Source organism: Solwaraspora sp. WMMA2056, from assembly GCF_030345095.1.
Lineage (GTDB): Bacteria > Actinomycetota > Actinomycetes > Mycobacteriales > Micromonosporaceae > Micromonospora_E.
Genome location: NZ_CP128360.1, coordinates 5,890,474 through 5,916,731, shown reverse-complemented (window position 1 = coordinate 5,916,731; position 26,258 = coordinate 5,890,474). Strand labels below are relative to the sequence as shown.

Genomic DNA, 26,258 nt, shown 5'->3' with positions numbered 1-26,258 from the left:
GGTGGCTGTCCGGCGCGGTCCGTGCGGGTCGTTGTGCCGCCGGCTGTGGACAACTGTCGACCCTGTGGACGGTCCGGCGATCTTCCCCGACATGTGGTACGGCGGACCGGCCCGTGCCACTGTCAGAACGCTGCGGGAACATGATCCACCTGGGCCGAGCCGGAGCGGCCGACGCGTACCGCGACGAGGTCGAAACGCACCTCGCGGCGTCGGTTGTCGGGGTGCGCGGCGAGCCAGGCGGCGGCCAGCCGGCGAATGCGGCCGGCCTTGACAGGCGTGACCGCCTCCGCCGGCGTGCCGAACCGGTCGCCGCGTCGGGTCTTCACCTCGCAGAACACCACCGTGTCACCGTCCCGGGCGATGATGTCGATCTCGCCGGTCGGGCAGCGCCAGTTGCGGTCGACGATGACGAGCCCGGCGTCGGCCAGGAACCGGACCGCGCAACGCTCGCCGTACCGACCGATGGTTTGTCTGCTTGTGGTCATGCCCCGGACGATGGCTGCGGACCGGGGCCGGCGTCGGCGGTCGACGCCGCCGGTGTGGACAGCGGGGCCGCCTGTGGACAACGGCGCCGGCACCGGACCGATGTGCTAACCCGTGCCCGTTCGTCTGGGCGCCGACCGGTGTGATCAGCGCCCGTTCGTCTGGGCGCCGACCGGTGTGATCAGCGCCCGTTCGTCTGGGCGCCGACCGGCGTGATCTGCGCCGACTCGGGGTCGTCGGGGGTGCGGGCGCGACGGGGGTCCGGGTGGCGCGGGTGGTACGGGTGGCATACGGTGCCTGACCGTGGACCCGAACGCACACCAGTCGGAGGACGCCGATCCCCGGTGGTACTCCGAGCGCACCTACGTCGACCAGTCCTGGCAGTCGAGCACCCCGGATCGGTACCCGGTGGCATCGCGCGACGGCACCGGCCCGGCCGCCGAGCCGACCACCGACCGCTTCGGCGAGGACCCGCTGGGTCTCGGCGGACGGTACGGCGAGTCCGGCCGTCGGGCGGCGCCGGAGTCCGGTCGTCGGGCTGCCCCCGAGCCCGGCCGCCGCGCGGCCGTCGAGCCGTCCTCGGCACCGCCGTACGGCATGCCGGTGGTCTCCGCGCCGCCGTTCGCGCCGCCGGGCTCGACCTCGCCCACGCCGTTCGCCCCGGCGGGTGCGTCGCCGCGTCCACCGTTCGCCGCACCCGTGTCGGCGGCACCGTTCGCCGAGCCGGCCAGCGGGCCGCCGGGGACGTCGGGCGGGTCCCGGGCGTCGGACCCTGCGGTGGAACCGGGGCTCGGGGCCGGCCCAGGGCCGGTCGCGGAGACCGGCCGGGGCGGCGAGCCGCGCGGGTCGGTCGACGTGCCGACCGGACCGATGCCGCCGGTGACCCCACGGCCGCCGGCCGAGCCGCCGCCACCCGCCGGTGAGTACGGCCGCCGTCCGCCGTCCGGTGGCCTGATCGGCGACGGTGTGTACCGCAGCCGGCGGCCCGCGCAGGCGATCTTCTACGCCGTACTGGTGATGATCCTCGAGGTGCCGGCGTTGCGGTTGTTGCTCGATGGCGCGTTGGCGGAGCCGGCCGGCCCCGGTGCGGTGGTCGCCGGTACGGCGCTGATGCTGGGCCTGCCCGCCTTCGGACTCGGCATGTTCGGGTTGACCACGGGTGCGACGAAGGTGGGGGATCCTGTCGAGGCCTGGCTTCGTCCGCCTACCGCGTACCTGCTGGTCGGTCTGTTCCTGTTCCTGGTGGCCGGTCTGGCCGGCTGAGTGACCGGACGAGCTGGTGGCGGCTCTGCCGGCTGAGCGACGGACCTGGTGGTGGGCTCTGCCGGCTGGCGTCGCGACCCCTGGTGGTCGCTGGTGGTCCGGGCTGGCGGGGTCCGCGCACAGTGCAGGGCGTACACTCGAACACTGGCGACCGCCCTGCGCGGTCGACCTCGCGTGCCCTTCTCCCCGGCGGTTGCCGTGGGGGCGACGGTTCCCTGGTCCTGATCTCTCAGGCCCATCATGACCGCCGACCGGGCACCAGGACGCTGGCCGCCCGGCCGGCGTGACAACCAGGGACAACAGGGAGAAACCCACCATGGCCGTCGTGACCATGCGTCAGCTGCTGGAAAGTGGTGTTCACTTCGGGCACCAGACCCGGCGCTGGAACCCGAAGATGAAGCGCTTCATCTTCACCGAGCGCAACGGTATCTACATCATCGACCTGCGCCAGACCCTCGACTACATCGAGAAGGCGTACGTCTTCGTGCGGGACACCGTCGCCGACGGTGGCAACATCCTCTTTGTCGGCACCAAGAAGCAGGCGCAGGAGGCGATCGCCGAGCAGGCGACCCGGGTCGGTCAGCCGTACGTCAACCACCGGTGGCTCGGCGGCATGCTGACCAACTTCCAGACGGTGTACAAGCGGCTGCAGCGGATGAAGGAGCTGGAGGCGCTCGACCTGACCGGCACCGCGCAGGGTTACACCAAGAAGGAGACCCTGCAGCTGTCACGGGAGAAGGACAAGCTCAGCCGTACGCTCGGTGGTCTGCGGGACATGCAGAAGGTGCCGGCGGCGATCTGGGTCGTCGACACCAAGAAGGAGCACATCGCCGTCGACGAGGCCCGCAAGCTGGGCATTCCGGTCATCGCGGTGCTCGACACCAACTGTGACCCGGACGAGGTCGACTTCCCGATCCCGGGCAACGACGACGCGATCCGGTCGGCCGAGCTGCTCACCCGGGTCGTGGCGGCCGCCGTCGCCGACGGCCTGATCGCCCGGTCGGGCAAGTCGCGCGGTGCCGAGGACAAGCCGGAGCCGGGTGCCGTCGCCACCGACGAGCCGCTGCCCGAGTGGGAGCGTGAGCTGCTCGAAGGCCCGGCCAACAAGGAGAACGAGCCCGCTCCCGCCGCTCCTGCTCCCGCCACTGCCGCTGCGGAATGACGACCACCCAAGCCGACTGACGAGATCGAAGAGAGAGTCATGTCCAACTTCACCGCCGCGGACGTCAAGAAGCTCCGCGACCTCACCGGCGCCGGCATGATGGACTGCAAGAAGGCGCTGCAGGAGGCCGAGGGCGACGTCGACAAGGCCGTCGAGATCCTGCGGATCAAGGGTGCCAAGGACGTCGGCAAGCGGGCCGGGCGTACCGCCGCCAACGGCCTGGTGGCCCACGCCGGGTCGGCCCTGCTGGAGCTCAACTGCGAGACCGACTTCGTCGCCAAGAACACCGACTTCATCGAGTTCGCCCAGCTCCTCGTCGAGCACGGTGAGCAGATCAAGGCGACCGACGCCGAATCGCTGCTCGGCTCCACCCTGGCCGACGGTCGGTCGGTGGCCGACGCCGTACAGGAGCAGTCGGCCAAGATCGGCGAGAAGCTGGTGCTCAACCGGTTCGCCCGCCTCGACGGCACCATCGCGGTCTACCTGCACCGTAAGGCGCAGGACCTGCCGCCGCAGGTCGGTGTGCTGGTCGGGTACGCCGGTAAGACCGACGAGGCCGCCGACGCCGACGCCCGGGGTGTGGCGATGCAGATCGCCGCGATGCGGCCGCGCTTCCTCACCCGCGACGAGGTGCCCGCCGAGACCGTGGAGTCGGAGCGGCGGATCGCCGAGCAGACGGCCCGCGAGGAGGGCAAGCCGGAAGCGGCGATGCCCAAGATCATCGAGGGCCGGGTGAACGCCTTCTTCAAGGACTTCGTCCTGTTGGAGCAGGCCTCGGTCGCCGACAACAAGAAGACCGTCAAGCAGGTCGTCGCCGAGGCAGGCATCGACCTCACCGGCTTCGTCCGGTTCGAGGTCGGGCAGGCCTGAGCCACGGCGGTGGTCGTCGGCCCGCCGGGTCACGGCGCAGGTACGGCGACCACCCGCCAGGACCGGTAGCACGATCGACGCAGGAGGCCGTTGGTGTACGTGACAGGCACCACGGCCTCCTCGTTCCGTAGGGTGGGCTCAGCTAGGGAAGGGCGGGTCGGATGACGCAGGCAACGAGTGGGAGCCCGCTCGCGGCGGACGACCCCACGGCACCGCCGCCGGGGCGTTCCCGGCGGGTGGTGCTGAAGCTGTCCGGTGAGGTCTTCGGCGGTGGGGCGATCGGCGTCGACCCGGACGTCGTCCAGGACATCGCCCGGCAGATCGCGACCGTCTCCCGGCTGGGGGTCCAGGTCTCGGTGGTGGTCGGCGGCGGCAACTTCTTCCGCGGCGCGGAGTTGCAGAAACGCGGCATGGACCGGGCCCGTGCCGACTACATGGGCATGCTCGGCACGGTGATGAACTGTCTCGCGCTGCAGGACTTCCTGGAGAAGGAAGGCGTGGAGACGCGGGTGCAGAGCGCGATCACGATGGCCCAGGTCGCCGAACCGTACATTCCGCTGCGGGCGATCCGGCACCTGGAGAAGGGCCGGGTGGTCATCTTCGGTGCCGGCGCCGGGATGCCGTACTTCTCCACCGACACGGTCTCCGCCCAGCGGGCGCTGGAGATTCACGCCGACGTCGTCCTGATGAGCAAGAACGGGGTGGACGGGGTGTACACCGCGGATCCGCGGACCGATCCCACTGCCCGCAAGCTGGACACCGTGACCTTCGCCGAGGCGCTGCGACGTGGTCTGCGGGTCGCCGACGCCGCCGCCTTCAGCCTCTGCATGGACAACGACCTGCCGATGCTGGTCTTCGGTGCGCAGGGCGACGACACGATCGTGCGCGCGGTCGCCGGGGAACGCATCGGTACCTTGATCACGACCTGACCGACCGGTCCGCCCCCACGGGCTGTGCCGACCGGCGGTACGCAGTAGGACAGGGAGCCAGAAGGAGGCGACGGAACAGGTGATCGAGGAGACTCTGCTCGAAGCGGAGGAGAAGATGGAGCGTGCGGTCGAGCACGCCAAGGAGGATCTGGGCGCGATCCGTACCGGTCGGGCCACTCCGGCCATGTTCTCCCGGATCGTGCTCGACTACTACGGAACCCCGACGCCGATCACCCAGATGGCGTCCGTCGCGGTGCCGGAGCCGCGAATGGCGATCATCAAGCCGTACGACATGTCGCAGCTCGCCGCGATGGAGAAGGCGATCCGGGACTCGGACCTGGGCGTGAACCCGAACAACGAGGGTAACCAGCTGCGGATCCTGCTGCCGCAGATGACCGAGGACCGTCGCCGGGACATGATCAAGGTGGCCCGGGGCAAGGGCGAGGACGCCAAGGTGGCGATCCGTAACGTCCGGCGCAAGGGCAAGGAAGAGCTGGACCGCATCGTCAAGGACGGCGAAGCCGGCGAGGACGATGGACGCCGTGCCGAGAAGGAGCTGGACGATCTGACCCACCGGTACGTCTCCAGCGTCGACGAACTGGTCAAGCACAAGGAAACCGAGCTGCTCGAGGTCTGATGTCCTATCCCGAGACCGCCGGCGGCGACCACCCGGATGCGCGAACTCGGGCGCGGCGCCCCGGTGCCGCGCCCGACTCGTCGGCACGCCAGGTGCGCAACGGCCATCCGGCGGTCGAGTGGACCGATCCGTACGGCAGGCCCGCCGGTCCGTACACCGGCACCGGCGAGCTACCGCACGCCGGACCGTACATCGGCACCGGGGTCGGCTACGTGGCCGACCACCGGTCCGGCGGCGGGTCGTTCAACGGTACGCAGACCGCCGGGCACGACGGCCCGCGCTCCGGTGGGCACGACAGGTGGCCGCCGGACCCGTCGTCCGGCCAGTGGCCGCCGAGTGAGCCGCCGCCACCTGGGCCGTGGTCCGACGAGCCGGTGCCGTTCGAGGACAGACCTGCCACCGAGGGGCCGGCGCCGTCCGACGGCGAGCCGGAGTCGGGATCGGCGGCCCGGCGACGGGCCGGGGTCCGACGTCGCCGGGCCGGTCGCTCGACGCCGACCCGTCAGCCACGGCCCGGTGCCGACGGTGTCGGCGAGCCCGCCCCGGCCGGCTCGACGGCTCAGCCGGCCACGCCTCCCGGCCCGGGTACACCGGAGCCGAGCCGGGCCGGGCGCAACCTTCCGGCGGCCATCGGTGTCGGGGTCGGCCTGGGAGCGCTGGTTCTCGCCTCGTTGTTCGTCTGGCGGCCTGCCTTCCTCGCGGTCGTCGTGGCCGCGGTCAGCCTCGGCACCTGGGAGATGACCCGGGCGGTACGCGGTAGCGGTGCCCGACCGCCCCTGCCGCCGTTGCTCGCCGGCGGCGTGCTGATGGCGGTGCTCGCCTGGCAGGTCGGGCCGGACGCGTTGGCCCTCGGGCTGCTGCTGACGATCCTGGCCATGCTGGTCTGGCGGCTCGGCGACGGACCACCGGGCTTCCAGCGGGACGCCGCCACGGCCACCCTGATCGCGGTCTACGTGCCGTTTCTCGGCGGGTTCGCCGGGTTGCTCGCCAGTCGTCCCGACGGCGATCTGCGGATCCTGGTCACGCTCGCGGCGGTGATCCTGTCCGACACCGGCGGGTACGCCGCCGGGGTGTTCTTCGGCCGGCACCGGATGGCCCCGACGATCAGCCCGAAGAAGTCCTGGGAGGGCTTCGCCGGTTCGGTGGCCGCCGCTGCCGCCGGTTCCGCCGTACTGCTCTATCTGCTGCTCGACGTGATGCCCCTGTGGGGTGCCCTGTTCGGGGTGGCGGTGTCGATCGCGGCGGTCCTGGGTGATCTCGGCGAATCGATGATCAAACGGGATCTCGGGGTCAAGGACATGAGCAACCTGTTGCCCGGACACGGCGGGTTGATGGACCGGCTGGACTCGATCCTGCTGGCACTGCCGGTCTCGTATCTCGTGTTGACCTTGATCGTGCCGGCCGGCTGACGAGCACCGCCGGCCCGATCGCCGGGCCGTCGCCGCGCTGGCTGAGGCGCCGAGTCCGGGTTCAACTGTCGGGGTGACCCGATCTGGGCCCCGGGGCGAGCCGATTTCGGTGGGATCGTGGGAGACTGGATCTGCCATGAGAAGTCTGCCGTTGACCCCGACCCGTCCGACGACCACCGCCACGCCCGCTGGTCGTCCGGCCCTGCCACCCCAGCACCTGGCTGATCTCGATCTCGCACAGCGGCAGACGTTGCTGGCCGGGCTCGGTCAACCGGCCTATCGGGCCCGGCAGGTCTCCACCCACTACTTCACCCGGCTGGTCCGTGATCCCGTTGCGATGACCGACCTGCCGGCGGCGGCCCGTGCGCCGATCACCGAACGCCTGCTGCCGACTCTGCTCACCGCCGTACGGCAGCGCAGCTGCGACGACGGGTCGACGCACAAGGCGCTGTGGCGGTTGCACGACGGCGCACTGGTGGAGAGCGTGCTGATGGGCTACCCGGACCGGGTCACCGCCTGCGTCTCCAGCCAGGCCGGCTGCGGTATGGCCTGCCCGTTCTGCGCGACCGGTCAGGCCGGGCTGACCCGTAACCTCTCCACCGCGGAGATCGTCGACCAGGTGGTCTTCCTCGCCGGGGTGGCCGCACGTGGCGGGGTCACCGGATCCCCGCCCCGCCTGTCGCACGTGGTGTTCATGGGCATGGGCGAGCCGCTGGCCAACTACGGCCGGGTGATCGCTGCGGTCCGCCGGCTCTGCGCGCCGGCGCCGGAGGGTCTCGGGCTGTCCCAGCGACACGTGACGGTCTCCACGGTCGGCCTGGTGCCGGCGATGCGCCGACTCGTCGGAGAAGACCTTTCGGTGACTCTTGCGCTGTCGTTGCACGCGCCCGATGATGATCTGCGCGACGAACTCGTGCCAGTCAACCAACGGTGGAAGGTCGCTGAAGTCCTCGACGCCGCGTGGGACTACGCGGACCGCACGGGCCGGCGGGTCTCCATCGAATACGCGATGATCCGGGATGTGAACGACCAGCCATGGCGGGCGGATCTGCTGGGCCGATTGCTGGCTGGTCGGATGGCCCATGTGAATCTCATTCCGCTCAATCCGACTCCCGGCAGTCGTTGGGATGCCAGCCCGAAGCCGGTCGAGCGGGAATTCGTCCGCCGGTTGCGGGCGGCCGGTGTCGCGGTCACCGTACGCGACACTCGGGGCAGGGAGATCGACGGTGCATGCGGGCAGCTCGCCGCCGCGCAGACGGCGACGTGAGCTACCGGTGATCAGCGAGTGAATCAGGAGACATAGTGGCGAGTCAGGGACAGCGCTTCCGGCGCAAGGCGCTTCGTCGGGGTTACAAGGTCGACGAAGTGGATGCCTTCCTCGACCGCGTCGAGGCCACACTCGCCGGCGAACCGGTCGGATCACCGGTTTCCGCACAGGAAGTGCACGACGTCGTATTCCGTGTCCGCTTCAACGGCTACGACGAATGGCAGGTCGACCTGCATCTGGACCGGGTCGAACGACAACTGGCCGAGTTGGAGGAGCGGCCTGCGGCGGCCCGTGGCTCCGGTGCTGCCGCCGTGCCGCCCGAGCGGCTGGCCCCACCGCCGCGCGAGGACCGGCCGGTCGCCGCGGCGGCCCCGGCCCTGCCGGCACGGCCGGTGCCCGCCCTGCCGGCTCCGCCACCGCACGACCCGTACGGTGGCGGCGGCTATCCGGAGCAGCCCGCCGCAGCCGGTTACGGGCGCTACGACGACCCGCGTGGCGCCGGCGGTTACCCGCCGCCCGGTGGCGGCCCCGGCGGACCGCCGGCCACACCGGTTCCCGCTGGTCCGCACCGGGGCTTCGGGCCGGGCCCGGAAGGCCGGTTCGACGGGTTCGAACAGGGACGCCACGGCAAGGCCGACATGACGGCAGAGATCTACTTCCCGGACCGGCGGTCGGGTCCGGCCGGCCCGCCGACCGGTGGGCACCCGCAGCTCCCCGGGCCGATGCCGGGCCCTGGCGGGATGCCCGGCCCGGGCGGTCCGGGCCCGCGAGACGGTGGCCCCGGCCCGCGTGACGGCGGTTTCGGTCCGCGTGACGGCGGTTTCGGTCCGCGTGACGGCGGTTTCGGTCCGCGTGACGGTGGCCCCGGTCCACGTGACGGTGGTCCGGGGATGCCGGGGCCCGCAGGCGCGGGATTCGGTGGACATCCCGGTGCGGCCGGTCACCCGGGTGGCGGTGGCCACCACGCGACGGGCGGCTACCCCGGCGTCGGCGGGTACCCGGGCGGGCCGGGTCAGCCTGGTCTGGGCACCCCACCCGGTGGACCGCCGGCCGGCGGCGGCGGTGATCTGCAGCGGGTCGACCAGATCCGACGGACCTTCCAGGTGCGTAGGTTCGGCAGCGGCTACGACCCGATGCAGGTGGACCGGCTGTTCGAGGACATCCTGACCGCGATGGCGGGGCGTGGGCCGATGCCGGTGAACACCACGGACCTCGACACCATGCAGTTCGGCCTGGTGACGGGCGGCTACTTCGAGGCTGAGGTCGACGCGGCGCTCAAGGAGGTGCAGGACATCCTGCACCGGGGTCGCTGACCTGCCATCCGCCGGGCCCGGTCTGACCGGGCCCGGCGGTCAGCGCTGGCGGGGGACGGTCAACGCTGGCGGGGACGGGTCAGGACCGCAGACCGTTGCGCCGCAGCACGGTGTCGCCGACGACGATGGCGAGCAGTCCGACGGCCAGGGCGATCAGCCAGATGTCCTCCACCCGGCCGTCGTGGTTGCCGATCAGCATCGACAGCAGCGCCAACGCTGAGACGACGGCGCCGATGCGCCCCAGCTTTCGGTGGCCCGGCTTGTGCTGATCGGGCGAGGTCACCGGCTCGGTTCCGGCCACGGCTGGTCCTCCTTTACGAGCGGAACCCGCTCACTCGTTCGGAACCCGACCAGTCTGGCACGACCCCGCCCGGCGTACCGCCGCACCCCGCCCGGCATACCACCGCGCACCCCAGGTGAGGGCTTCGACCGTACGGCGATCCGGGCGTCGCCGACCGGTGCGCCGACGGACTCCGGTAGCGTTCGGGCGTACACCCATTTCTGTGACCGAGGGGGTCTGTGCGGTGCGAGTGACGGGTACCGGGCACGCCAGCATGCGGATCGACACGGCCGCGGGCAGCATCCTGTGCGACCCGTGGGTCAATCCGGCCTACTTCGCCTCGTGGTTCCCCTTCCCGGACAACTCCCAGCTCGACTGGGAGTCCCTCGGCCAGGTCGACTACCTGTACGTGTCCCACCTGCACCGGGACCACTTCGACGCGGCGCACCTCAAGCGCTTCGTCTCGAAGAAGGCGACCGTGCTGCTGCCGGAGTACCCGACCTCGGAGCTGGAGGACGAGCTGCGGGAGCTGGGCTTCACCAGCTTCCTGCGGACGAAGAGCAACGAGGTCGTCGAGCTCGACGGCGGGCTGAACATCATGATCCAGGCGCTGACCAGCCCCACCGACGGCCCGATCGGTGACTCGTCGCTCTGGGTCGAGCACGACGGCATCCGGCTGCTCAACCAGAACGACGCGCGCCCCACCGACCTGTCGACGTTCGCGGCCCTCGGCCACGTGCACGCCCACATGCTGCAGTTCTCCGGTGCCATCTGGTATCCGATGGTCTACGAGCTGCCGGCCGCCGCGAAGTCCGCGTTCGGCAAGCAGAAGCGGGAACGCCAGTTCGACCGGACCTGGCGCTACATCGACGACCTGAAGGCGTCGTACGTCTTTCCGATCGCCGGGCCGCCGTGCTTCCTCGACGACGAGCTGTGGCAGTTCAACGACATCCACGGCGACGAGGGCAACATCTTCCCCGACCAGCAGGTCTTCCTGACCGAGTATGCCAAGGTCGGCGGGACGAACGCGGTGGTGCTGCTGCCCGGTTCGGTCGCCGAGGTGACCGCCGACGACTGCCGGGCCACCCATCCGCAGCCGGTCGAGGAGTTCTTCGCCGGCAAGCAGGCCCACCTGGTCGAGATGCGTGAGCGCAAGCGGCCGGTCATCGAGGCCGAGAAGGCGTCCTGGCGCCACCCGGAGATCGACGTACTGGGCGAGATGAAGCGCCGCATCGAGCCGCTGCTGGAAGAGTCGGTCTACCTGGCCAAGGGCGTCGGCGGGCCGGTCCGGTTCGACCTGGTCGGCTACGACGGCGAGTCGGTCGAGTCGATCGTCGTCGACTTTCCCGGCAAGCAGGTCCGCCCGTACGCCGACGAGAAGGTCCGCTACCGGTTCCGTACCGAACGGGCGTTGGTGGAGCACCTGCTGCACATCGGTGAGGTGGACTGGGTCAACTCGCTCTTCCTCTCCTGCCGTTTCTCGGCGGCCCGCATCGGCCAGTACAACGAGTTCGTCTACGCGTTCTTCAAGTGCCTGTCCACGGAGCGGCTGCAGTACGCCGAGGGTTGGTACGCCGAGCAGCGCCCGGACGCCGAGGACATCAAGCTCGGCGACTGGATCGTGCAGCGGCGCTGTCCGCACCTGAAGGCCGACCTGACCCGGTTCGGCATCGTCGACGGCGACCAGCTCACCTGCCAGCTGCACGGCTGGCGCTTCGACCTGCCCAGCGGACGCTGCCTGACCAGCGTCGGGCACGAGGTCCGGGCCCGCCGTGCCGGCACCCCGGCACCCGAGGAGACGCCGGCCGACGCACCGGTGGGCCAACCGGCGGCGCAGGCCTGACCCGGCACGCGCAGGACTGACGCCGGCGCCAAGCGGGCCGGAGCCGGCCTCACCGCCCCAGGTCGGCGAGGATCCGTCGGGCCGCGTTGTGCCCGGCGGCACCGATCACACTGCCGGCCGGGTGGGTGCCGGCGCTGCCCGCGTACAGGCCGGGCAGCCCGGTGGCGTACGGCATCCGGTCGGTGAACGACACGGTGTTGTCGACGTGGTGGATGTGCCCGCCGGTGATGCCGAAGTGGGCCTCGATGCCGGGCGGGGCCAGCGGTACCGCGTCGGCGACCAGCGCGCTGGCGCCGGGGGCGTACCGGTCGCAGATCGCCAACAGTTGGTCCACGTACCCGGGTAGCTCGGTCGACCACGACGAACCCGCCGGCTGCCACGGCACAGACTGGACGAACAACGCCGAGGAGTGGTGCCCGGCGGGGTCGCGCAGCGACGGGTCGACGGTGGTGTGCAGGTACCACTCGATGGTCGGCTCGGCGGGCAGCCGGCCGGCCCGTACGTCGGCCCACATCGCCCGCAGCGCGGTCATCGGCGAGGTGCCCCCGCCGTCGGGCAGCAGCGACGCCGAGCCGGGCAGCAGGTGGATCGTGGCCCCGAACGGGCTCGGCGCGTGGGCGGGCAGGCAACTGAACCGGGGCAGGTCGCGCAGCGCCAGGTTGACCTTCAAGGTGCTGCCGGGGCGGCGGGTGGCCGCGATCCGGTCGGTCAGCTCCGCCGGCACGGCACCGTCGGGGGCCAGCTCCAGCAGCCGGTACGGGTCACAGGCGCCGAGCACCACCTCGGCGGTCACCGCCCGGCCGTCGCCGACGACGACCCCGTCGACGGCACCGTTGGTCACGGTGATCCCGGTGACCGGTGCGCCGGTGACGATCCGCGCCCCGGCGGCCCGTGCGGCGTCGGCGAAGGTCCGTGACACGGTGCCCATCCCACCGGCGGCGATCATCCAGGTGCCGTCGGCGCCGGGCAGCCGGCACATGTTGTGGACCAGGAAGTTGTGGCCGGTACCGGGGTCGTCCGGGCCGGCGGTCAGCCCGCTGAGCCCGTCGGTGACCGCGTACATGGCGACCAGCAGTTCGGAGCGGAACGCGAAGCGGGCCAGGTAGTCGGCGACCGAGCCGCGCACCAGGTCGACGAAGACCTGCCGCAGCGCCGGGCGGACGTAGCGGTCGGCGGTCTGCTCCACCGGCAGCGGCTCGGCCAGCCAGGCCGGCGCGAGGTCGTCGCGCAGCGCGGCCAGTTCGGCCTGCATCGCGTCGTCGGCGGCGACGTCGGCAGGGGAGAAGGTGGCGGCCATCTGCGCCCGGGTCGCGGCCCGGTCGGCGCCGAACAGCAGGTACGGCGACCCGGGCCCACCCGGGGTGGGCAGGAAGTAGTGCGGGTCGCGGCGCAGCACCGGGATGGTCACGTCGAGGGTGGCCAGCAGCTCCGGCGGCATCAGCCCGAGCAGGTACGACCCGGTGGAGTGCCGCAGCCCCGGCACCTTCGGGAACGGCTGCTCGGTGCGGGTCGCGCCGCCGACGACGTCGGCCGCCTCCAGCACCAGCACGTCCAGCCCGGCGCGGGACAGCAGGATCGCCGAGACCAGCCCGTTGTGCCCGGCCCCGACGACGACCACGTCGGCGTGGGCCGGTAGCGCGGTGTCGCCCGCCGGGCCGGACGCGCCCGCCGGAAGTTGTGACGTACCCATGTGTCGACCCTAGTCCCCGTGCGGCGTCCATGATGGGCCTGCGATAGTCGAGCCGTGTTCGCATGGTGGGGACGGACCGTGGTCCGGTTGCGGTGGGTGGTGCTGGCGGCGGCGGGGCTGCTGGTCGTCGTGGGCGCGACCTGGGGGCTCGGCCTGTTCGGCGCGGTCTCCGGTGGCGGGTTCGCCGACCCGGACGCCGAGTCGACCCGGGCCCAGGAGCGGATCGAGGCCGAACTGGGCAACCAGGCCGTCGACGTCCTGGTGCTCTACCGCAGCGACACCGCCACGGTCGACGATCCGGCGTTCCGGCAGGCGGTCACCGCGACCCTCGACGACCTGGCCGCGCATCCCGAGGTGACCAGCGTCACCAGCTTCTACGACACGCAGTCGCCGGCGCTGGTCGCCACCGACCGGCGGGCCACCTACGCGCTGGTGCAGCTCGCCGGCGCCGACGAGGACGCCAGGACCGCCGGGTACGACGAGATCCGGCCGCTGCTGGACGCACCCGGGCTGACCACGCAGGCCGGCGGCCCGGTGCCGTTCCTCGACCACGCCAACGAGCAGACCATCCGGGACATCACCCGGGCCGAGCTGATCGCCATGCCGATCCTGCTGGTGCTGCTGGTGCTCATCTTCGGTGGGTTGGTGGCGGCGTCGATGCCGCTGCTGGTCGGGGTGCTCGCCATTCTTGGCGCGTTCGTCGCGGTCCGGGCGTTGACCCTGGTCACCGAGGTGTCGGTGTTCGCGATCAACGTGATCACCCTGATCGGGCTGGGCATGGCGATCGACTACGCCCTGTTCGTGGTCAGCAGGTTCCGCGAGGAGCTGGCCGCCGGGCATCCGACCGAGGCGGCGCTGGTACGCACCGTGGCCACCGCCGGGCGTACCGTCGCGGTCTCCGGGCTGATCATCGGTACGTCGCTGGTCAGCCTGTTGATCTTCCCGCAGCCGTTCCTGACCGGGATCGGGTTCGGCGGGATGGCCGCCGTGCTGGTCGCCATGCTCGCCTCGGTGACCGCCCTGCCGGCCCTGTTGGCGGTGCTCGGCCCCCGGATCAACGCACTCGCCGTACCGCTGCCGTGGCGCCGCCGGCGCACCGACCCGGCGGCGACGGCGGGTCCGCGCGCGACGGCGGCCCCGGGTACGGCGGCTGACCCGGCCACCGTCGGAGCCTGGGCGCGGATCGCCCGCAGCGTGATGCGCCGCCCGGTGCGCTACGCCACCGTCGTGGTGGTCGGCCTGCTGCTGCTGGCCACCCCGTTCGCCCGGGCCGAGTTCGGCGGCTTCGACGAGCGGGTGCTGCCGGCCGGAGCCGAGTCCCGGGTGGTCGCCGAGACCCTCGCCGAGGACTTTCCCGAGGGCGCCAGCGTCGGCCCGGTCGAGGTGCTGGTCTCCGGCGCCGGGCCCGACGTGGCGCAGGCCTTCGCCGACGAGATCGCCACGCTGCCGGGCGCGACCGGGGCGCAGATCGCGGCGGTACGCGACGCCTCGGCGCTGATCCGGGTCAGCTACGTCGGCGAACCCACCGGCGACGACGCCGAGGAACTGGTCCGCGCCATCCGTGACCTGCCCCCGCCGGCCGGTGCCGAGGTGCTCGTCGGCGGCCGGACCGCCGCCGACATCGACATGCTCGACAGCCTCGGCCGCTACCTGCCGTGGATGGCGCTGCTGATGGCGACCGCCACCATGGTGCTGCTGTTCCTGGCGTTCGGGTCGGTGGTGCTGCCGGTCAAGGCGGTGCTGATGAACCTGGTGTCGATCGGTGCGTCGTTCGGCGTGGTGGTCTGGGTCTTCCAGGACGGGCACTTCGCCGACTGGCTCGGGTTCACCCCGACCGGGTTCATCGACCCGACCAACCCGATTCTGATGCTCGCCGTGCTGTTCGGGCTGGCCACCGACTACGAGGTGTTCCTGCTGTCGCGGGTGCGCGAGGAGTGGGACCGCACCGGCGACAACACCGCGTCGGTCGCCGCCGGCCTGCAGCACACCGGGCGGATCATCACCGCCGCCGCGCTGCTGCTGATCGTGGTCGTCGCCGGCTTCGCCACCGGCGGCATCTCGTTCATCAAGCTGATCGGCGTCGGGATGATCGTGGCGATCGTCGTGGACGCGACCCTGGTCCGGGTGTTGCTGGTGCCGGCGACGATGCGGCTGCTGGGGCGGTGGAACTGGTGGGCGCCGGGTCCGCTGGGCCGGCTGTACCGTCGTTTCGGTCTGCACGAGACCCCGGCGCAGCCGCAGCTGGTGTCGGTGGGCCCGACGGGTGGCGGCGGCGACGCCAGCGGCTGAACGCCAGCGTCGCGGAGTAGCCGGCCAGCACGATCACGTGCAGCAGGTAGAGCCAGAGCAGCACCGCGACCGCCGCCCCGACCTGCTCGAGCCCGCCGAACGGCAGACCCAGGTCCAGCGGAAGCGAGCAGAACAGGATGAAGCCGTGCAGGAAGCCGGAGAGGTTGGCGGCGGTGAACGACCCGACCGCGACGGTGGCCAACCAGTCCGGCTTGCCGGGGCCGACGATCCGGAACACCCAGACCAGCACCGGGCTCAGCCCCAGCCAGACGGCCAGGAACGACACGATCACGCCGAGCGCGCCCGCCCAGCCGCCCCGGGCGAACAGCTCGGCGGCCGACGGCAGCGCCAGCAGCACCAGCAGCATCAGCGCCGGTGCGGCACCGAGCAACGGCAGCAGCAGGATTCGCCCGCGCCAGCCGACCAGGGCACCGGCCGGCTCCGGCGGCGGCGCCACCGACACGAATGCCCGGCGCAGCCCCTCGCCGTACAGCGAGGCGGGTAGCAGGGCGGCCAACGCCAGTGCCGGGGTCAGGTGCAGTCCGGCGTCGATCAGCGCGGCGGCGGCCCGGTCGGCACCGATCTGACCGGGCAGGGTGGCGATCGCCGGGTCGGTGAGTCGGCGGACCCGCCCCGCCCCGGCGAACAGTCCGGTCAGCCAGATCGCCAGCAGCGCCACCGGCACCACCGCGATCGCCCCGAAGAAGGTGATCGAGGCGGCGTGCAGAGACAGGTCCCGCCCGCGCAGCGGCCGGAACGCAGCCCGGATCATCCGGCGACCTCTGCTGACCATGGGCCCTAGCTTTCCCCACCGGGGCAACCGTCACTCCCGTGACCAGATGCGGGCCCGGTCACGTCGACCGTCGGGTTGGTGACATGGCCCGGTGTCCCGCCGTGGCGGGCCGGCACGGTTACGCTGGTCGGTGCATCATGTCCCGCGGGAAGGGGTGAGCCCGATGGCGCTGCCGGCGTTCGCGAGCGATCCGGAGCCACCGCGCGAGCCGTCGTTCGACGTACTCGGGGATTTCGACGAGCCGTGGACCGCGCAGCTCGCCCTTGACCTGTTGCCGGAGACCAATGGTCCCAAGGTCGAGGTCCTCAGCGGGAGCGTGATCGTGACACCACATGCCGGGTACGACCATCAGACGATCGAGCTGGATCTGGCGTACCTGTTGAAGCAGGCAGCGCGTCGGGCCAAGCTCTGGCTCTATCACGAAGTGAACATCGTTTCGGGCGACGACCTGTTCATTCCGGACATCGCGGTGCTCCGCACATCCGGGAGCGGGCAGGTATCCATGCGTATCTCGGAGGCGGTGCTGCTCGGCGAGATCGTTTCCAAGAGCAACCGGCGCAAGGACGTGATCGACCGGCCCCGGCAGTACGCCGCAGCCGGGGTTCCGTGGTTCCTGCGCGTCGACCTCCGCAACCGGGTGCCGGCGTTGGCGTTGCACGAGCTGAGCGACGGGGAGTACCGCCCGGTGGCGGCGGCCGCCGCCGGCACCCTGTTCGTGATGAAGGAGCCGTTCGAGTTCTCGATCGACCCGGCGGAGCTGTTGGACGAGGCTGCGACAGAATGAGGCGGTGACAGCCTCCCCGCGAGACATCGTCCTGCTCGGTTCGACCGGTTCGATCGGCACCCAGGCGGTCGACATCGTCACCCGCAACCCGGACCGGTTCCGCATCGTCGGCCTCGGCGCGGGCGGCGGCAACGTCGAGTTGCTGGCGGAGCAGGCGCTGCGGCTGCAGGTCGACGTGGTCGCGGTGGCCCGCGCCTCGGCGGCCCAGGACCTGCAGCTCGCCTTCTACGCCGAGGCGTCCCGGCAGGGCTACCCGACCGGCGGGTTCAAGATCCCGAAGATCCTGGCCGGCCCGGCGGCGATGGCCGAGCTCGCCGAGTGGCCGTGTGACGTGGTGCTCAACGGGGTCGACGGCTCCCGGGGGCTGGCGCCGACCCTGGCCGCCCTGCGGGCCGGCCGGACCCTGGCGCTGGCCAACAAGGAGTCGCTGATCGCCGGCGGGCCGATCGTGCGGGCCGCGGTGCAGCGCCCGGACCAGATCGTGCCGGTCGACTCCGAACACTCGGCACTTGCCCAGTGTCTGCGCTCCGGTACGGCGGCCGAGGTGGACCGGCTGGTGGTGACCGCCAGCGGTGGCCCGTTCCGGGGCCGGCCCCGCGCCGAGCTGACCGAGGTGACTCCGGCCCAGGCGCTGGCCCACCCGACGTGGAACATGGGACCGGTCATCACGATCAACTCGGCGACCCTGGTCAACAAGGGGCTGGAGATCATCGAGGCGCACGAACTGTTCGGTGTTCCGTACCCTCGTATCGAGGTCGTGGTCCATCCGCAGTCGGTGATCCACTCGATGGTGGAGTTCGTGGACGGCTCGACGATCGCCCAGGCCAGCCTGCCGGACATGCGGTTGCCGATCGCGCTCGCCCTGGGCTGGCCGGCCCGGGTGCCGGCCGCCGCCGCGCCGGTGGACTGGACCCGCGCGCACACCTGGGAGTTCGCCCCGCTGGACGAGGCGACCTTCCCGGCGGTGGCGTTGGCCAAGCAGGCCGGGGCGGCCGGTCGGTGCCGCCCGGCGGTGTACAACGCGGCGAACGAGGAGTGTGTGGCGGCGTTCGTCGCCGGCAGGCTACCGTTCCTCGGCATCGTCGACACGGTGGACCGGGTGCTGCAGTCGGCACCGGACTTCGACGAACCGGGTACGGTCGAGGATGTGCTCGCTGCGGAATCCTGGGCGCGGGCCCGGGCGCAGGAGTTCATCGGTGCGTCGGCGGAGGGAGCTTGATGGCGTACCTGCTCGGGGTGGTTCTCTTCGCCCTCGCGATTCTCATCTCGGTGAGCCTGCACGAGGCCGGTCACATGGTGACGGCCAAGAAGTTCGGGATGAAGGTCACCCGCTACTTCGTCGGCTTCGGCCCGACCATCTGGTCGTTCCGGCGCGGCGAGACCGAGTACGGCCTCAAGGCCATCCCGCTCGGCGGCTTCTGCAAGATCGTCGGGATGACGCCGCAGGACGACGACGTCGCACCCGGCGACGAGTCTCGGGTGATGTGGCGGTACCCGGTGTGGAAACGCACCATCGTGATGTCCGCCGGGTCGGTGACGCACTTCGGCCTGGCGATCGTCGCACTCTGGCTGGCGGCGGTCTTCATGGGCCTGCCGAACCCGGACTTCCCGTCGAGCGAGGAGCAGGCCCGGCAGGAGCCGGCCGTCGTCGCGGTGACCGACTGCGTCGTCGTCGAGTACGTCTCCCGGGCCTGCGAGGCGACCGACCCGGCGAGTCCGGCGGCGCAGGCCGGCCTGCGTGACGGGGACCGGATCCTCGCCGTCGACGGCGCCCCGGTCGACACCTGGGGCGACATGCTGGAGGTGGTCCGGGGCGCCGAGCCCGGGGCCGCGACCGTCACCTACGAACGCGACGGGGTGACCGACACCGTCGAGGCGCAGCTCGCGGCGGTGCAGCGGCCCGAGCTGGGCAGCGAGGACGGGCCGCTGAGCACGGTGGCGGCGCTCGGCGTCGGGCTGCGGATCGAGAAGCCCGGCATGGTGACGTACGGGCCGATCGAGGCGTTCGGGGCGACCGGCGACTACCTGCGGCAGATGGCGATCGGCACCGTCGAGGCGATGATGCGGATCCCGGAGAAGATCCCGGCGCTGTGGGCGTCGATCACCGGCGCGGAACGCGACATCGACACCCCGATCAGCGTGGTCGGTGCCAGCCGGCTCGGCGGCGAGGCGGTGGCCAACGACGCGTGGGAGCTGTTCGTCCTGCTGTTCATCTCGTTGAACTTCTTCGTCGGGGTGTTCAACCTGCTGCCGCTGCTGCCGTTGGACGGCGGGCACATCGCGATCGCCTGGTTCGAGAAGATCCGATCCTGGGTGTACGCGGTCTTCGGCCGCCCCGATCCCGGTCGGGTCGACTACTTCAAGCTGATGCCACTCACGTACGCGGTCCTGCTGATCGGTGGCGCGTTCACGCTGCTGACCATCACCGCGGACGTGGTCAACCCGATCACGCTGTTCTCGAGGTGAGTTGAAAGTGACCGCTGTCAGTCTGGGCATTCCCGCGGTGCCGCCGCCGCCGCTGGCGCCACGTCGGGTCAGCCGGCAGATCATGGTCGGTGCGGTGCCGGTCGGTGGCGGTGCGCCGGTCTCCGTACAGTCGATGACCACCACGTTGACGTCGGACGTCAACGCCACGTTGCAGCAGATCGCGGAGTTGACCGCGTCGGGCTGCCAGATCGTGCGGGTCGCCGTACCGTCGCAGGACGACGCCGACGCGTTGCCGACGATCGCCCGCAAGTCGCAGATCCCGGTGATCGCCGACATCCACTTCCAGCCCAAGTACGTCTTCGCCGCGATCGACGCGGGCTGCGCGGCGGTGCGGGTCAACCCGGGCAACATCCGGCAGTTCGACGACAAGGTGGCGGAGATCGCCAAGGCGGCGTCGGCGGCCGGTACGCCGATCCGGATCGGCGTCAACGCCGGTTCGCTGGACAAGCGGCTGCTGGCCAAGTACGGCAAGGCGACAGCCGAGGCGCTGGTCGAGTCGGCCCTGTGGGAGTGTTCGCTCTTCGAGGAGCACGGCTTCCGTGACATCAAGATCTCGGTCAAGCACAACGACCCGGTGGTGATGATCCGGGCGTACCGGCTGCTGGCGCAGCAGTGCGACTACCCGCTGCACCTCGGGGTGACCGAGGCCGGGCCGGCGTTCCAGGGCACGGTCAAGTCGGCGGTGGCGTTCGGTGCGCTGCTGGCCGAGGGGATCGGCGACACGATCCGGGTGTCGCTGTCCGCGCCGCCGGTGGAGGAGATCAAGGTCGGTACGGCGATCCTGGAGTCGCTCGGGCTGCGGGAACGGGGTCTGGAGATCGTTTCCTGCCCGTCCTGCGGGCGGGCCCAGGTGGACGTCTACACCCTGGCCGACCAGGTGACGGCAGCGCTGGAGGGGTTCCCGGCGCCGCTGCGGGTCGCGGTGATGGGGTGTGTGGTCAACGGTCCGGGTGAGGCGCGCGAGGCCGATCTGGGGGTGGCGTCGGGCAACGGCAAGGGCCAGATCTTCGTCAAGGGCGAAGTGATCAAGACGGTGCCGGAGTCGCAGATCGTGGAGACCCTGGTCGAGGAGGCGCTGCGGCTGGCCGACGCGATGGGTGCCGAGCTGCCGGAGGAGATGCGCGAGCTGGTGTCCGGGCCGACGGTCACGGTGCACTGACGTCGTTCCGCTCGGCTGCGGGGTGGTCCCGCCGGAGGATGGTGATCCTCCGGCGGGATCTTTCGTTGTGCGGTCGCTTCATACTGATCGTCAGCCGTCTACATAGGCAGACGACGATTGACAAAGTTTAGAATCCCGACTTAGTCTGCGGCCACTTCGCTGGCGTCGGCTGCCCGCAGTGACCGCCGGTGCCCGTCCTTCCTGCCTGCCCGCAGGCCCCCCACGGCGAGGAGCGACATGAATCGACAAGCAACGACGGCGCGCGGCAGGCGGTGGCGCGCCGGCCTGGTGGCCGGCGGCGTGACCGCGGCACTGGTCGGCGGCAGCATCGCTATCGCGGCCAGCGCCCACGCGGCGACCGGCTGCCGCGTGGTGTACTCGGCACCGTCGCAGTGGCCCGGCGGCTTCACCGCCAACGTGGCCGTCACCAACCTCGGCGACCCGATCAACGGCTGGCGGCTGACCTGGACCTTCCCGGCCGGCCAGCAGGTGACCCAGGCGTGGAACGCCACCGTCACCAGTTCCGGCAGCCAGGTCACCGCCACCAACGTCAGCTACAACGCCAACCTCGGCACCAACGCGACCGTCTCGTTCGGTTTCAACGGTTCCTGGACCGGCAGCAACACCGCGCCGACCTCGTTCGCTCTCAACGGGGTCACCTGCACCGGCAGCGTCGGCCCGACGACCCCACCGCCACCCACCACCGCACCACCCACCACGGCACCGCCCACCACCGCGCCGCCGTCACCGACCCCGACCGTCACCCCCCGTCCACCGGGCGACCCGCAGGCGGTCGTCAACGACATGCAGCCCGGCTGGAACCTCGGCAACACGCTGGACGCCACCGGTGACAACCTCGCCGGCAGCGGCGAGACGTCCTGGGGCAACCCGCTGGTCACCCAGGCGCTGATCCGCAACATCAAGGCTCAGGGATTCAAGAGCATCCGGATCCCGACGACCTGGACCCACCACCATGGTGCCGCCCCCAACTACACGATCGACGCCACCCGGCTGGCCCGGGTCAAGCAGGTCGTCGACTGGGCGCTCGCCGAGGACCTGTACGTGATGATCAACCTGCACCACGACTCGTGGCAGTGGATCCACACGATGCCGAGCAACCGCAGCACCGTACTCGCCCGCTACTCGGCACTGTGGACCCAGCTGGCCACCACGTTCCGGGACTCGTCCCCCAAACTGCACTTCGAAAGCGTCAACGAGCCGCAGTTCGCCAACAGCTCCGGGGACGCCCAGAACGCCCAACTGCTGGACGAGCTGAACCGGACGTTCCACCGGATCGTCCGAGGCTCCGGCGGCAACAACGCCACCCGGCTGCTCATCCTGCCGACCCTGCACACCTCGTCGGACCAGGCCCGGCTGGACGAGCTGGCCAGCACCTTCACCGCGCTGGGCGACCGCAACCTGATCGCCACCGTGCACTACTACGGGTACTGGCCGTTCAGCGTGAACGTCGCCGGCGGGTACCGCTTCGACGCCACCGCCCAGCAGGACGTGATCGACTCGCTCAACCGGGTGCAGAACACCTTCGTCTCCCGGGGCATCCCGGTCGTCATCGGCGAGTTCGGACTGCTCGGCTTCGACCGGCACACCGGCACCATCCAACAGGGTGAGAAACTCAAGTTCTTCGAGTTCTTCGGCTACCACACCCGGACCCGCAACATCGCCACCCAGCTCTGGGACAACGGTCAGCACCTGGGCCGCACCAGCTTCCAGTGGAGCGATCCGGAGCTGATCGCCCAGATCAAGTCCGCCTGGACCACCCGGTCGGGCACCGCCGCCAGCGACATGGTCTTCGTACCGCGTACCGGCGCCGTCACGGCGAAGAGCCTGACGCTCAACCTCAACGGGCTGAACTTCCAGTCGCTGCGCCAGGGCAGCACCAACCTGGTACAGGGGACCGACTACACGGTCAGCGGCAACCAGCTGACATTGACCGCGGCGGCGCTGACCCGGCTGGTCGGCAACCGGGCGTACGGGGTGAACGCGACCCTGCACGCGCACTTCTCCGCCGGCGTCCCCTGGCGGATCGACATCCTCTCGAACGACCGGCCGGTGCTGCAGAACGCGACCGGCACCACATCGGCGTTCAGCATCCCGACCGCCTTCAACGGCGATCAGTTGGCCACGATGGAGGCGCGGTACGCCGACGGATCCAACGCCGGCCCGCACAACTGGACGTCGTACAAGGAGTTCGACGTCACGTTCGCGCCGAACTACAGCGCCAACAACATCTCGTTGACCTCGACCTTCTTCGCCGAGGTCAACGACAACGCCCCGGTCACGCTCACCTTCCACTTCTGGAGCGGGGCGACGGTCACCTACACGGTGCGCCGTAGCGGCTCATCGGTGACCGGCACCGTCGGATAGCCCGTACGGTTCATGGTGGGTGTCGCCGGCGCGCTCGGCGGCACCCACTGTGGCCTGCGGCGTCAGCAGCAGTCCGGACCGCAGCAGTCCGGCTCGCACGCGCAGCGCGTGGTCGGCTCCAACATCATCGTCACCTCCTCTCCTGGTCGTCCGGTGGGCACCACCGGCCCGGCTCCGGCGGCGGGCAGCCGGCCGCCGGCAGGGCGGCGGCCATCGCCGCCATCTCGGCCCGTAGCGCGGTCAGCCGGGCCAGTTCCGCGTCGACCTCGGCCATCCGACGGCGCAGCAACTGCTCGGCCGGTTCACACGGGCAGACCCCGGTGTCCCGGACGGCGAGCAGGTCGGCGATCTCCCGGAGCCGCAGCCCGAGCCGCTGGCAGCCCTGGATGAACCGCAGCCGGTCGAGCGCGTCCGCGCCGTAGCGTCGGTAGCCGGCGGCTGACCGGGGCGCGGGTGGCAGCAGCCCGGCCCGCTCGTAGTAGCGGATGGTGTCCGGTGCCACCCCGGCCGCCGCGGCCAGTTCGGCGACCCGCATCCCGGTACCGGGATAGGTGCCCATGTCGACGACGGTAGACCTTGGAGTGCACTCCAAGGTCAAGCCCTGGTGCGCCGGCGGCACCCGCTCAGCCGGCGATCGCGGCACACCCGCGCCACCCGTCGGCGGCCGCCACCGCTCAGCCGACGAATTCGGGCTGGCGGGTCCGCGGATCGCCCAGGCGAACGAACTCGACCGTCGCCGACGCCAGGCCGAACGCGGTGAGGGTCGTCAGCGCCCAGAACGGGGACAGCCACGCGGTCGGCACCGCCAGCGGTACGACGGCGGCGGCGCTCACCACCCGGTACCAGCTCACGACGCGCCAGAGCCGCCACCAGTACACCTGGTTGATCAGCAGGTAGAACGCCGCCCCCCAGTAGATGGCGTAGTGCCCGTACCGGATCGCGGTGTCGTCGTGGTCGCCGACGATCTGGTGCAGGCCGTACGCGACCATGATGATGCCGGCGATCATCGGCAGATGCAGGTAGGTGAAGGCGTCTCGGGCGAGTTTCGCCCGGTCGACGCCGGTCCTGGCCTCCAGGGCCAGCCGGGCCGAGTCGATGGTAGGGAAGTAGGACCACCAGAGCAGGACCAGGATGACTGCGGCGATCCCGGCGACCAGGATCACGCCGCCCGAGATCGAGCGCTCGCCGACCGCCAGACCGACTGAGATCACCGCCTGGCCGAACGCGATCAACGTGATCAGCGCGTACCGGTCGACCCAGTGCCGGGTGGAGCGGGGCCGCCAGCTGTGGACCCCGGTGGGGTAGCTGCCGACGAACTGGACGGTGATCGCCGCGACCCACAGCACGGTGACGGCGGGCGTTCCCGCGACAGGGCCCGGCGTCGCCAGCTCCACGACGGCGTAGCCGGCGAGCAGCAGCAGTGCGACGCTGGACGGTACGGCGGCCTGCCGGCCCAGGTCGCGCAGCGTCGGATCGGTCTGCGACGCCTGCCACAACAGGATGGCCTGCATCACCTGGCCGGCGAGATAGCAGAACACGATGATCAGCAGTCCGGGCAGGCCGCCGGCGGCCGGGTCGAACGCCTGCGGGGCGGCGATCCCGATCAGCAGGACCGCCGTGGCCATCCCGACGGTGCTCAACCGGACCAGGGTGGTCTCGGTGCGCACCGCGTTGGCCAGCCAGGAGTACGACGTCCAGGCCCACCACAGCATCGCGAGCAGGGTGAGCCCCCGGACGATGCCCCACCCCGAGGTCTGCCGGGTCATCAACACGGTGACCTGGAGGAACGCGAAGACGAAGACCAGGTCGAGGAAGAGTTCCCGGGGGACCACGCCGTGCAGCCGGGACGCCCCGGACTCGACCATGTGGTGCAGTTGGGTGTGCCGGCTGTGGAACACGGTGCGGTCGGCGAGGATCATCGCGACGAGGCCGGCGGCCAGCAGGGCCAGGGCACCCAGCACCGACAGCCGGGTGGCCAGGGGGAGCAGACAGAGCAGCAGCCCGATGCCGAGCAGTGGGCTGCGACCGAACAGCCGACCGGTCCGCCATTCGAAGCCGACGAGGGCGGCGAGGTAGATCAGTACCCCGCCGTAGACGATCAGGACGTGCGTCGGCCCCCATGCCGCGCCGGAGGCTCCGGAGGTCGCGGCGACCGCCTGCTTGAGGCCGAGCGCCAGCACGATCAACCCGGCGATCATCGGCAGGTGCATCCCGCTGTAGGCGTCCCGGGCCATCCGGGTCTGGTCGACGACGGACAGGCGGGCCAGGGCGTGCTCGGCGAGGATCTTGGCGAGGTCGAAGTAGCTCCACCACAGCAGGGTGACGATCAACATCCCCAGCCCGGCGGCGGCGATCAACGACCAGGTGACCGGGATCGCCGTGCCCGGCCCGCCACCGGTGCCGATCGAGATGATCGTCTCGCCGAGGGCGACCAGGACCACCAGGGCGTGCCGTTCGGCGAGGTGCCACGGCGAGACCATCTGCCAGCTGCCCCGTCCGACGGCTGCCAGGATCATGAAGTCCATGGCGAGCGCGGTCGCGAACAGCCCGATCCGCGCCAGTTCCGGGTCGATCGCCGCCGGCAGCAGGTCCATCAGCCACCGCGGCAGCAGCGCGGCGGTGAGCAGCACCGGCGCCGAGGCGGCGAGGGTCGCCCAGGCGATGGCCGCCGGCCGCCGGCCGGGTGGGCCTTCGTGCCAGCGCGACCGGGTGAGGATCGCCAGGACGCTGGTCCGGACCGCGAGGTAGCCGAGCACCACGACCAGCGGACCAGCCAGGCTGCCAGGCCGGTCGACGAACGACTCGGGGACCGCGACCGCGACGATCAGCAGTACGGCGGCGATCCCGGCCATCATCGGTGGCACCCCACCACGGTCGACGTGCACGACGTTGCCGAGCCAGACGCAGGCGGTCCAGCAGTGCCACAGCAGCAGGACGACCAGGATGCCCCGGATGGTGCCGAGGAGTGCGGTGTCGGCCGCCATCAGGCTGGTGATCTCGAGGAAGGCGAAGACGAAGAGTACGTCGACGAAGAGTTCCATCCAGCTGACGTCGCCGGTCACCCGCGCGTCGCGCCGCACCAGGCGCAGGCCGCCGGCGGTCGGGTGCGGATGCGGGGTCTCGTCGTGCACGCGTCAACTCTGGCAACCACCACCCGCACCGGGTGGTGGATTGGCGGATTCCCGGCCACCACCGGCCGGCGACCGCGCGTGGGA

At 71.2% G+C, this 26,258-nt stretch carries 19 protein-coding genes and 2 pseudogenes; 15 read left to right on the top strand and 6 right to left on the bottom strand.

Annotated features, from left to right (window positions below):
- Positions 1-122: 122 nt before the first annotated feature.
- The gene (locus tag O7608_RS26790; RefSeq protein WP_289207209.1) at positions 123-485 is read right to left on the bottom strand and encodes a YraN family protein; all 363 of its coding nucleotides are present in this window, start codon (positions 483-485) and stop codon (positions 123-125) included.
- Positions 486-786: 301 nt separating this feature from the next.
- On the opposite strand from O7608_RS26790, the gene O7608_RS26785 reads away from it, so the two are divergent.
- From O7608_RS26785 to O7608_RS26750, 8 genes are all read left to right on the top strand, one after another.
- Complete coding sequence (locus O7608_RS26785) at positions 787-1,746, top strand: hypothetical protein (RefSeq protein WP_289207208.1); 960 nt, start codon at positions 787-789, stop codon at positions 1,744-1,746.
- A gap of 316 nt (positions 1,747-2,062) precedes the next feature.
- Positions 2,063-2,908: a 30S ribosomal protein S2 gene (rpsB, locus tag O7608_RS26780; RefSeq protein WP_289207207.1), complete on the top strand. Its 846-nt coding sequence runs from the start codon at positions 2,063-2,065 to the stop codon at positions 2,906-2,908.
- A gap of 39 nt (positions 2,909-2,947) precedes the next feature.
- A complete protein-coding gene (tsf, locus tag O7608_RS26775) occupies positions 2,948-3,778 on the top strand; it encodes a translation elongation factor Ts (protein WP_289207206.1) in 831 nt (276 codons plus the stop codon).
- 161 nt (positions 3,779-3,939) lie between these two features.
- Positions 3,940-4,707 (top strand): UMP kinase, encoded by a 768-nt coding sequence (gene pyrH / locus O7608_RS26770; RefSeq protein WP_289207205.1) that lies wholly within the window; start codon positions 3,940-3,942, stop codon positions 4,705-4,707.
- A gap of 79 nt (positions 4,708-4,786) precedes the next feature.
- A complete protein-coding gene (gene frr / locus O7608_RS26765) occupies positions 4,787-5,344 on the top strand; it encodes a ribosome recycling factor (RefSeq protein ID WP_289207204.1) in 558 nt (185 codons plus the stop codon).
- A complete protein-coding gene (locus O7608_RS26760; RefSeq protein ID WP_289207203.1) occupies positions 5,344-6,753 on the top strand; it encodes a phosphatidate cytidylyltransferase in 1,410 nt (469 codons plus the stop codon). Before frr ends, O7608_RS26760 begins: the two co-directional genes overlap by 1 nt.
- Positions 6,754-6,889: 136 nt before the next feature.
- A complete protein-coding gene (gene rlmN, locus O7608_RS26755) occupies positions 6,890-8,020 on the top strand; it encodes a dual-specificity RNA methyltransferase RlmN (RefSeq protein ID WP_289207202.1) in 1,131 nt (376 codons plus the stop codon).
- Between the two features lie 35 nt (positions 8,021-8,055).
- Positions 8,056-9,333 (top strand): DivIVA domain-containing protein, encoded by a 1,278-nt coding sequence (locus O7608_RS26750; protein WP_289207201.1) that lies wholly within the window; start codon positions 8,056-8,058, stop codon positions 9,331-9,333.
- A 124-nt stretch (positions 9,334-9,457) separates the two neighbouring features.
- Here the strand turns inward: O7608_RS26750 and O7608_RS32215 are convergent.
- A pseudogene (locus O7608_RS32215) lies at positions 9,458-9,562 on the bottom strand (DUF2631 domain-containing protein); the annotation flags it as partial.
- Positions 9,563-9,857: 295 nt separating this feature from the next.
- Here O7608_RS32215 and O7608_RS26740 point away from each other — a divergent pair.
- Positions 9,858-11,456, top strand: coding sequence for a Rieske 2Fe-2S domain-containing protein (locus tag O7608_RS26740; RefSeq protein WP_289207199.1), 1,599 nt, complete (start codon positions 9,858-9,860; stop codon positions 11,454-11,456).
- Between the two features lie 49 nt (positions 11,457-11,505).
- Here O7608_RS26740 and O7608_RS26735 read toward each other — a convergent pair whose 3' ends face one another.
- Positions 11,506-13,146 (bottom strand): phytoene desaturase family protein, encoded by a 1,641-nt coding sequence (locus O7608_RS26735; protein ID WP_289207198.1) that lies wholly within the window; start codon positions 13,144-13,146, stop codon positions 11,506-11,508.
- A 54-nt stretch (positions 13,147-13,200) separates the two neighbouring features.
- On the opposite strand from O7608_RS26735, the gene O7608_RS26730 reads away from it, so the two are divergent.
- Positions 13,201-15,435, top strand: coding sequence for an MMPL family transporter (locus tag O7608_RS26730; RefSeq protein WP_289207197.1), 2,235 nt, complete (start codon positions 13,201-13,203; stop codon positions 15,433-15,435).
- Here O7608_RS26730 and O7608_RS26725 read toward each other — a convergent pair.
- Positions 15,401-16,228, bottom strand: a pseudogene (locus O7608_RS26725) (YhjD/YihY/BrkB family envelope integrity protein); the annotation flags it as partial. The gene O7608_RS26730 and the pseudogene O7608_RS26725 overlap by 35 nt on opposite strands.
- 130 nt (positions 16,229-16,358) lie before the next feature.
- On the opposite strand from O7608_RS26725, the gene O7608_RS26720 reads away from it, so the two are divergent.
- From O7608_RS26720 to O7608_RS26700, 5 genes are all read left to right on the top strand, one after another.
- Positions 16,359-17,012, top strand: a complete 654-nt coding sequence (locus O7608_RS26720) for a Uma2 family endonuclease (protein ID WP_289207196.1) — start codon at positions 16,359-16,361, stop codon at positions 17,010-17,012.
- 25 nt (positions 17,013-17,037) lie between these two features.
- Positions 17,038-18,231: a 1-deoxy-D-xylulose-5-phosphate reductoisomerase gene (gene dxr, locus O7608_RS26715; RefSeq protein ID WP_289211047.1), complete on the top strand. Its 1,194-nt coding sequence runs from the start codon at positions 17,038-17,040 to the stop codon at positions 18,229-18,231.
- Positions 18,231-19,478, top strand: coding sequence for a M50 family metallopeptidase (locus tag O7608_RS26710; RefSeq protein ID WP_289207195.1), 1,248 nt, complete (start codon positions 18,231-18,233; stop codon positions 19,476-19,478). Before dxr ends, O7608_RS26710 begins: the two co-directional genes overlap by 1 nt.
- Positions 19,479-19,485: 7 nt before the next feature.
- A complete protein-coding gene (ispG, locus tag O7608_RS26705) occupies positions 19,486-20,658 on the top strand; it encodes a flavodoxin-dependent (E)-4-hydroxy-3-methylbut-2-enyl-diphosphate synthase (protein WP_289207194.1) in 1,173 nt (390 codons plus the stop codon).
- A 237-nt stretch (positions 20,659-20,895) separates the two neighbouring features.
- Positions 20,896-23,043, top strand: a complete 2,148-nt coding sequence (locus O7608_RS26700) for a cellulase family glycosylhydrolase (protein ID WP_289207193.1) — start codon at positions 20,896-20,898, stop codon at positions 23,041-23,043.
- A 130-nt stretch (positions 23,044-23,173) separates the two neighbouring features.
- Here the strand turns inward: O7608_RS26700 and O7608_RS26695 are convergent, their stop codons facing one another.
- Positions 23,174-23,602, bottom strand: coding sequence for a MerR family transcriptional regulator (locus O7608_RS26695; protein WP_289207192.1), 429 nt, complete (start codon positions 23,600-23,602; stop codon positions 23,174-23,176).
- A gap of 115 nt (positions 23,603-23,717) precedes the next feature.
- On the bottom strand, positions 23,718-26,174 hold the full coding sequence (locus O7608_RS26690; RefSeq protein WP_289207191.1) for a low temperature requirement protein A: 2,457 nt from the start codon (positions 26,172-26,174) through the stop codon (positions 23,718-23,720).
- Positions 26,175-26,258: the final 84 nt, after the last annotated feature.

Bases quoted from the DNA above. Each gene is read 5' to 3' on its own strand.
- O7608_RS26790 (WP_289207209.1), bottom strand. From the start codon at position 485: ATGACCACAAGCAGACAAACCATCGGTCGGTACGGCGAGCGTTGCGCG.
- rpsB (WP_289207207.1), top strand. From the start codon at position 2,063: ATGGCCGTCGTGACCATGCGTCAGCTGCTGGAAAGTGGTGTTCACTTC.
- tsf (WP_289207206.1), top strand. From the start codon at position 2,948: ATGTCCAACTTCACCGCCGCGGACGTCAAGAAGCTCCGCGACCTCACC.
- pyrH (WP_289207205.1), top strand. From the start codon at position 3,940: ATGACGCAGGCAACGAGTGGGAGCCCGCTCGCGGCGGACGACCCCACG.
- O7608_RS26760 (WP_289207203.1), top strand. From the start codon at position 5,344: ATGTCCTATCCCGAGACCGCCGGCGGCGACCACCCGGATGCGCGAACT.
- rlmN (WP_289207202.1), top strand. From the start codon at position 6,890: ATGAGAAGTCTGCCGTTGACCCCGACCCGTCCGACGACCACCGCCACG.
- O7608_RS26735 (WP_289207198.1), bottom strand. From the start codon at position 13,146: ATGGGTACGTCACAACTTCCGGCGGGCGCGTCCGGCCCGGCGGGCGAC.
- O7608_RS26710 (WP_289207195.1), top strand. From the start codon at position 18,231: ATGGCGTACCTGCTCGGGGTGGTTCTCTTCGCCCTCGCGATTCTCATC.
- O7608_RS26700 (WP_289207193.1), top strand. From the start codon at position 20,896: ATGAATCGACAAGCAACGACGGCGCGCGGCAGGCGGTGGCGCGCCGGC.
- O7608_RS26695 (WP_289207192.1), bottom strand. From the start codon at position 23,602: ATGGGCACCTATCCCGGTACCGGGATGCGGGTCGCCGAACTGGCCGCG.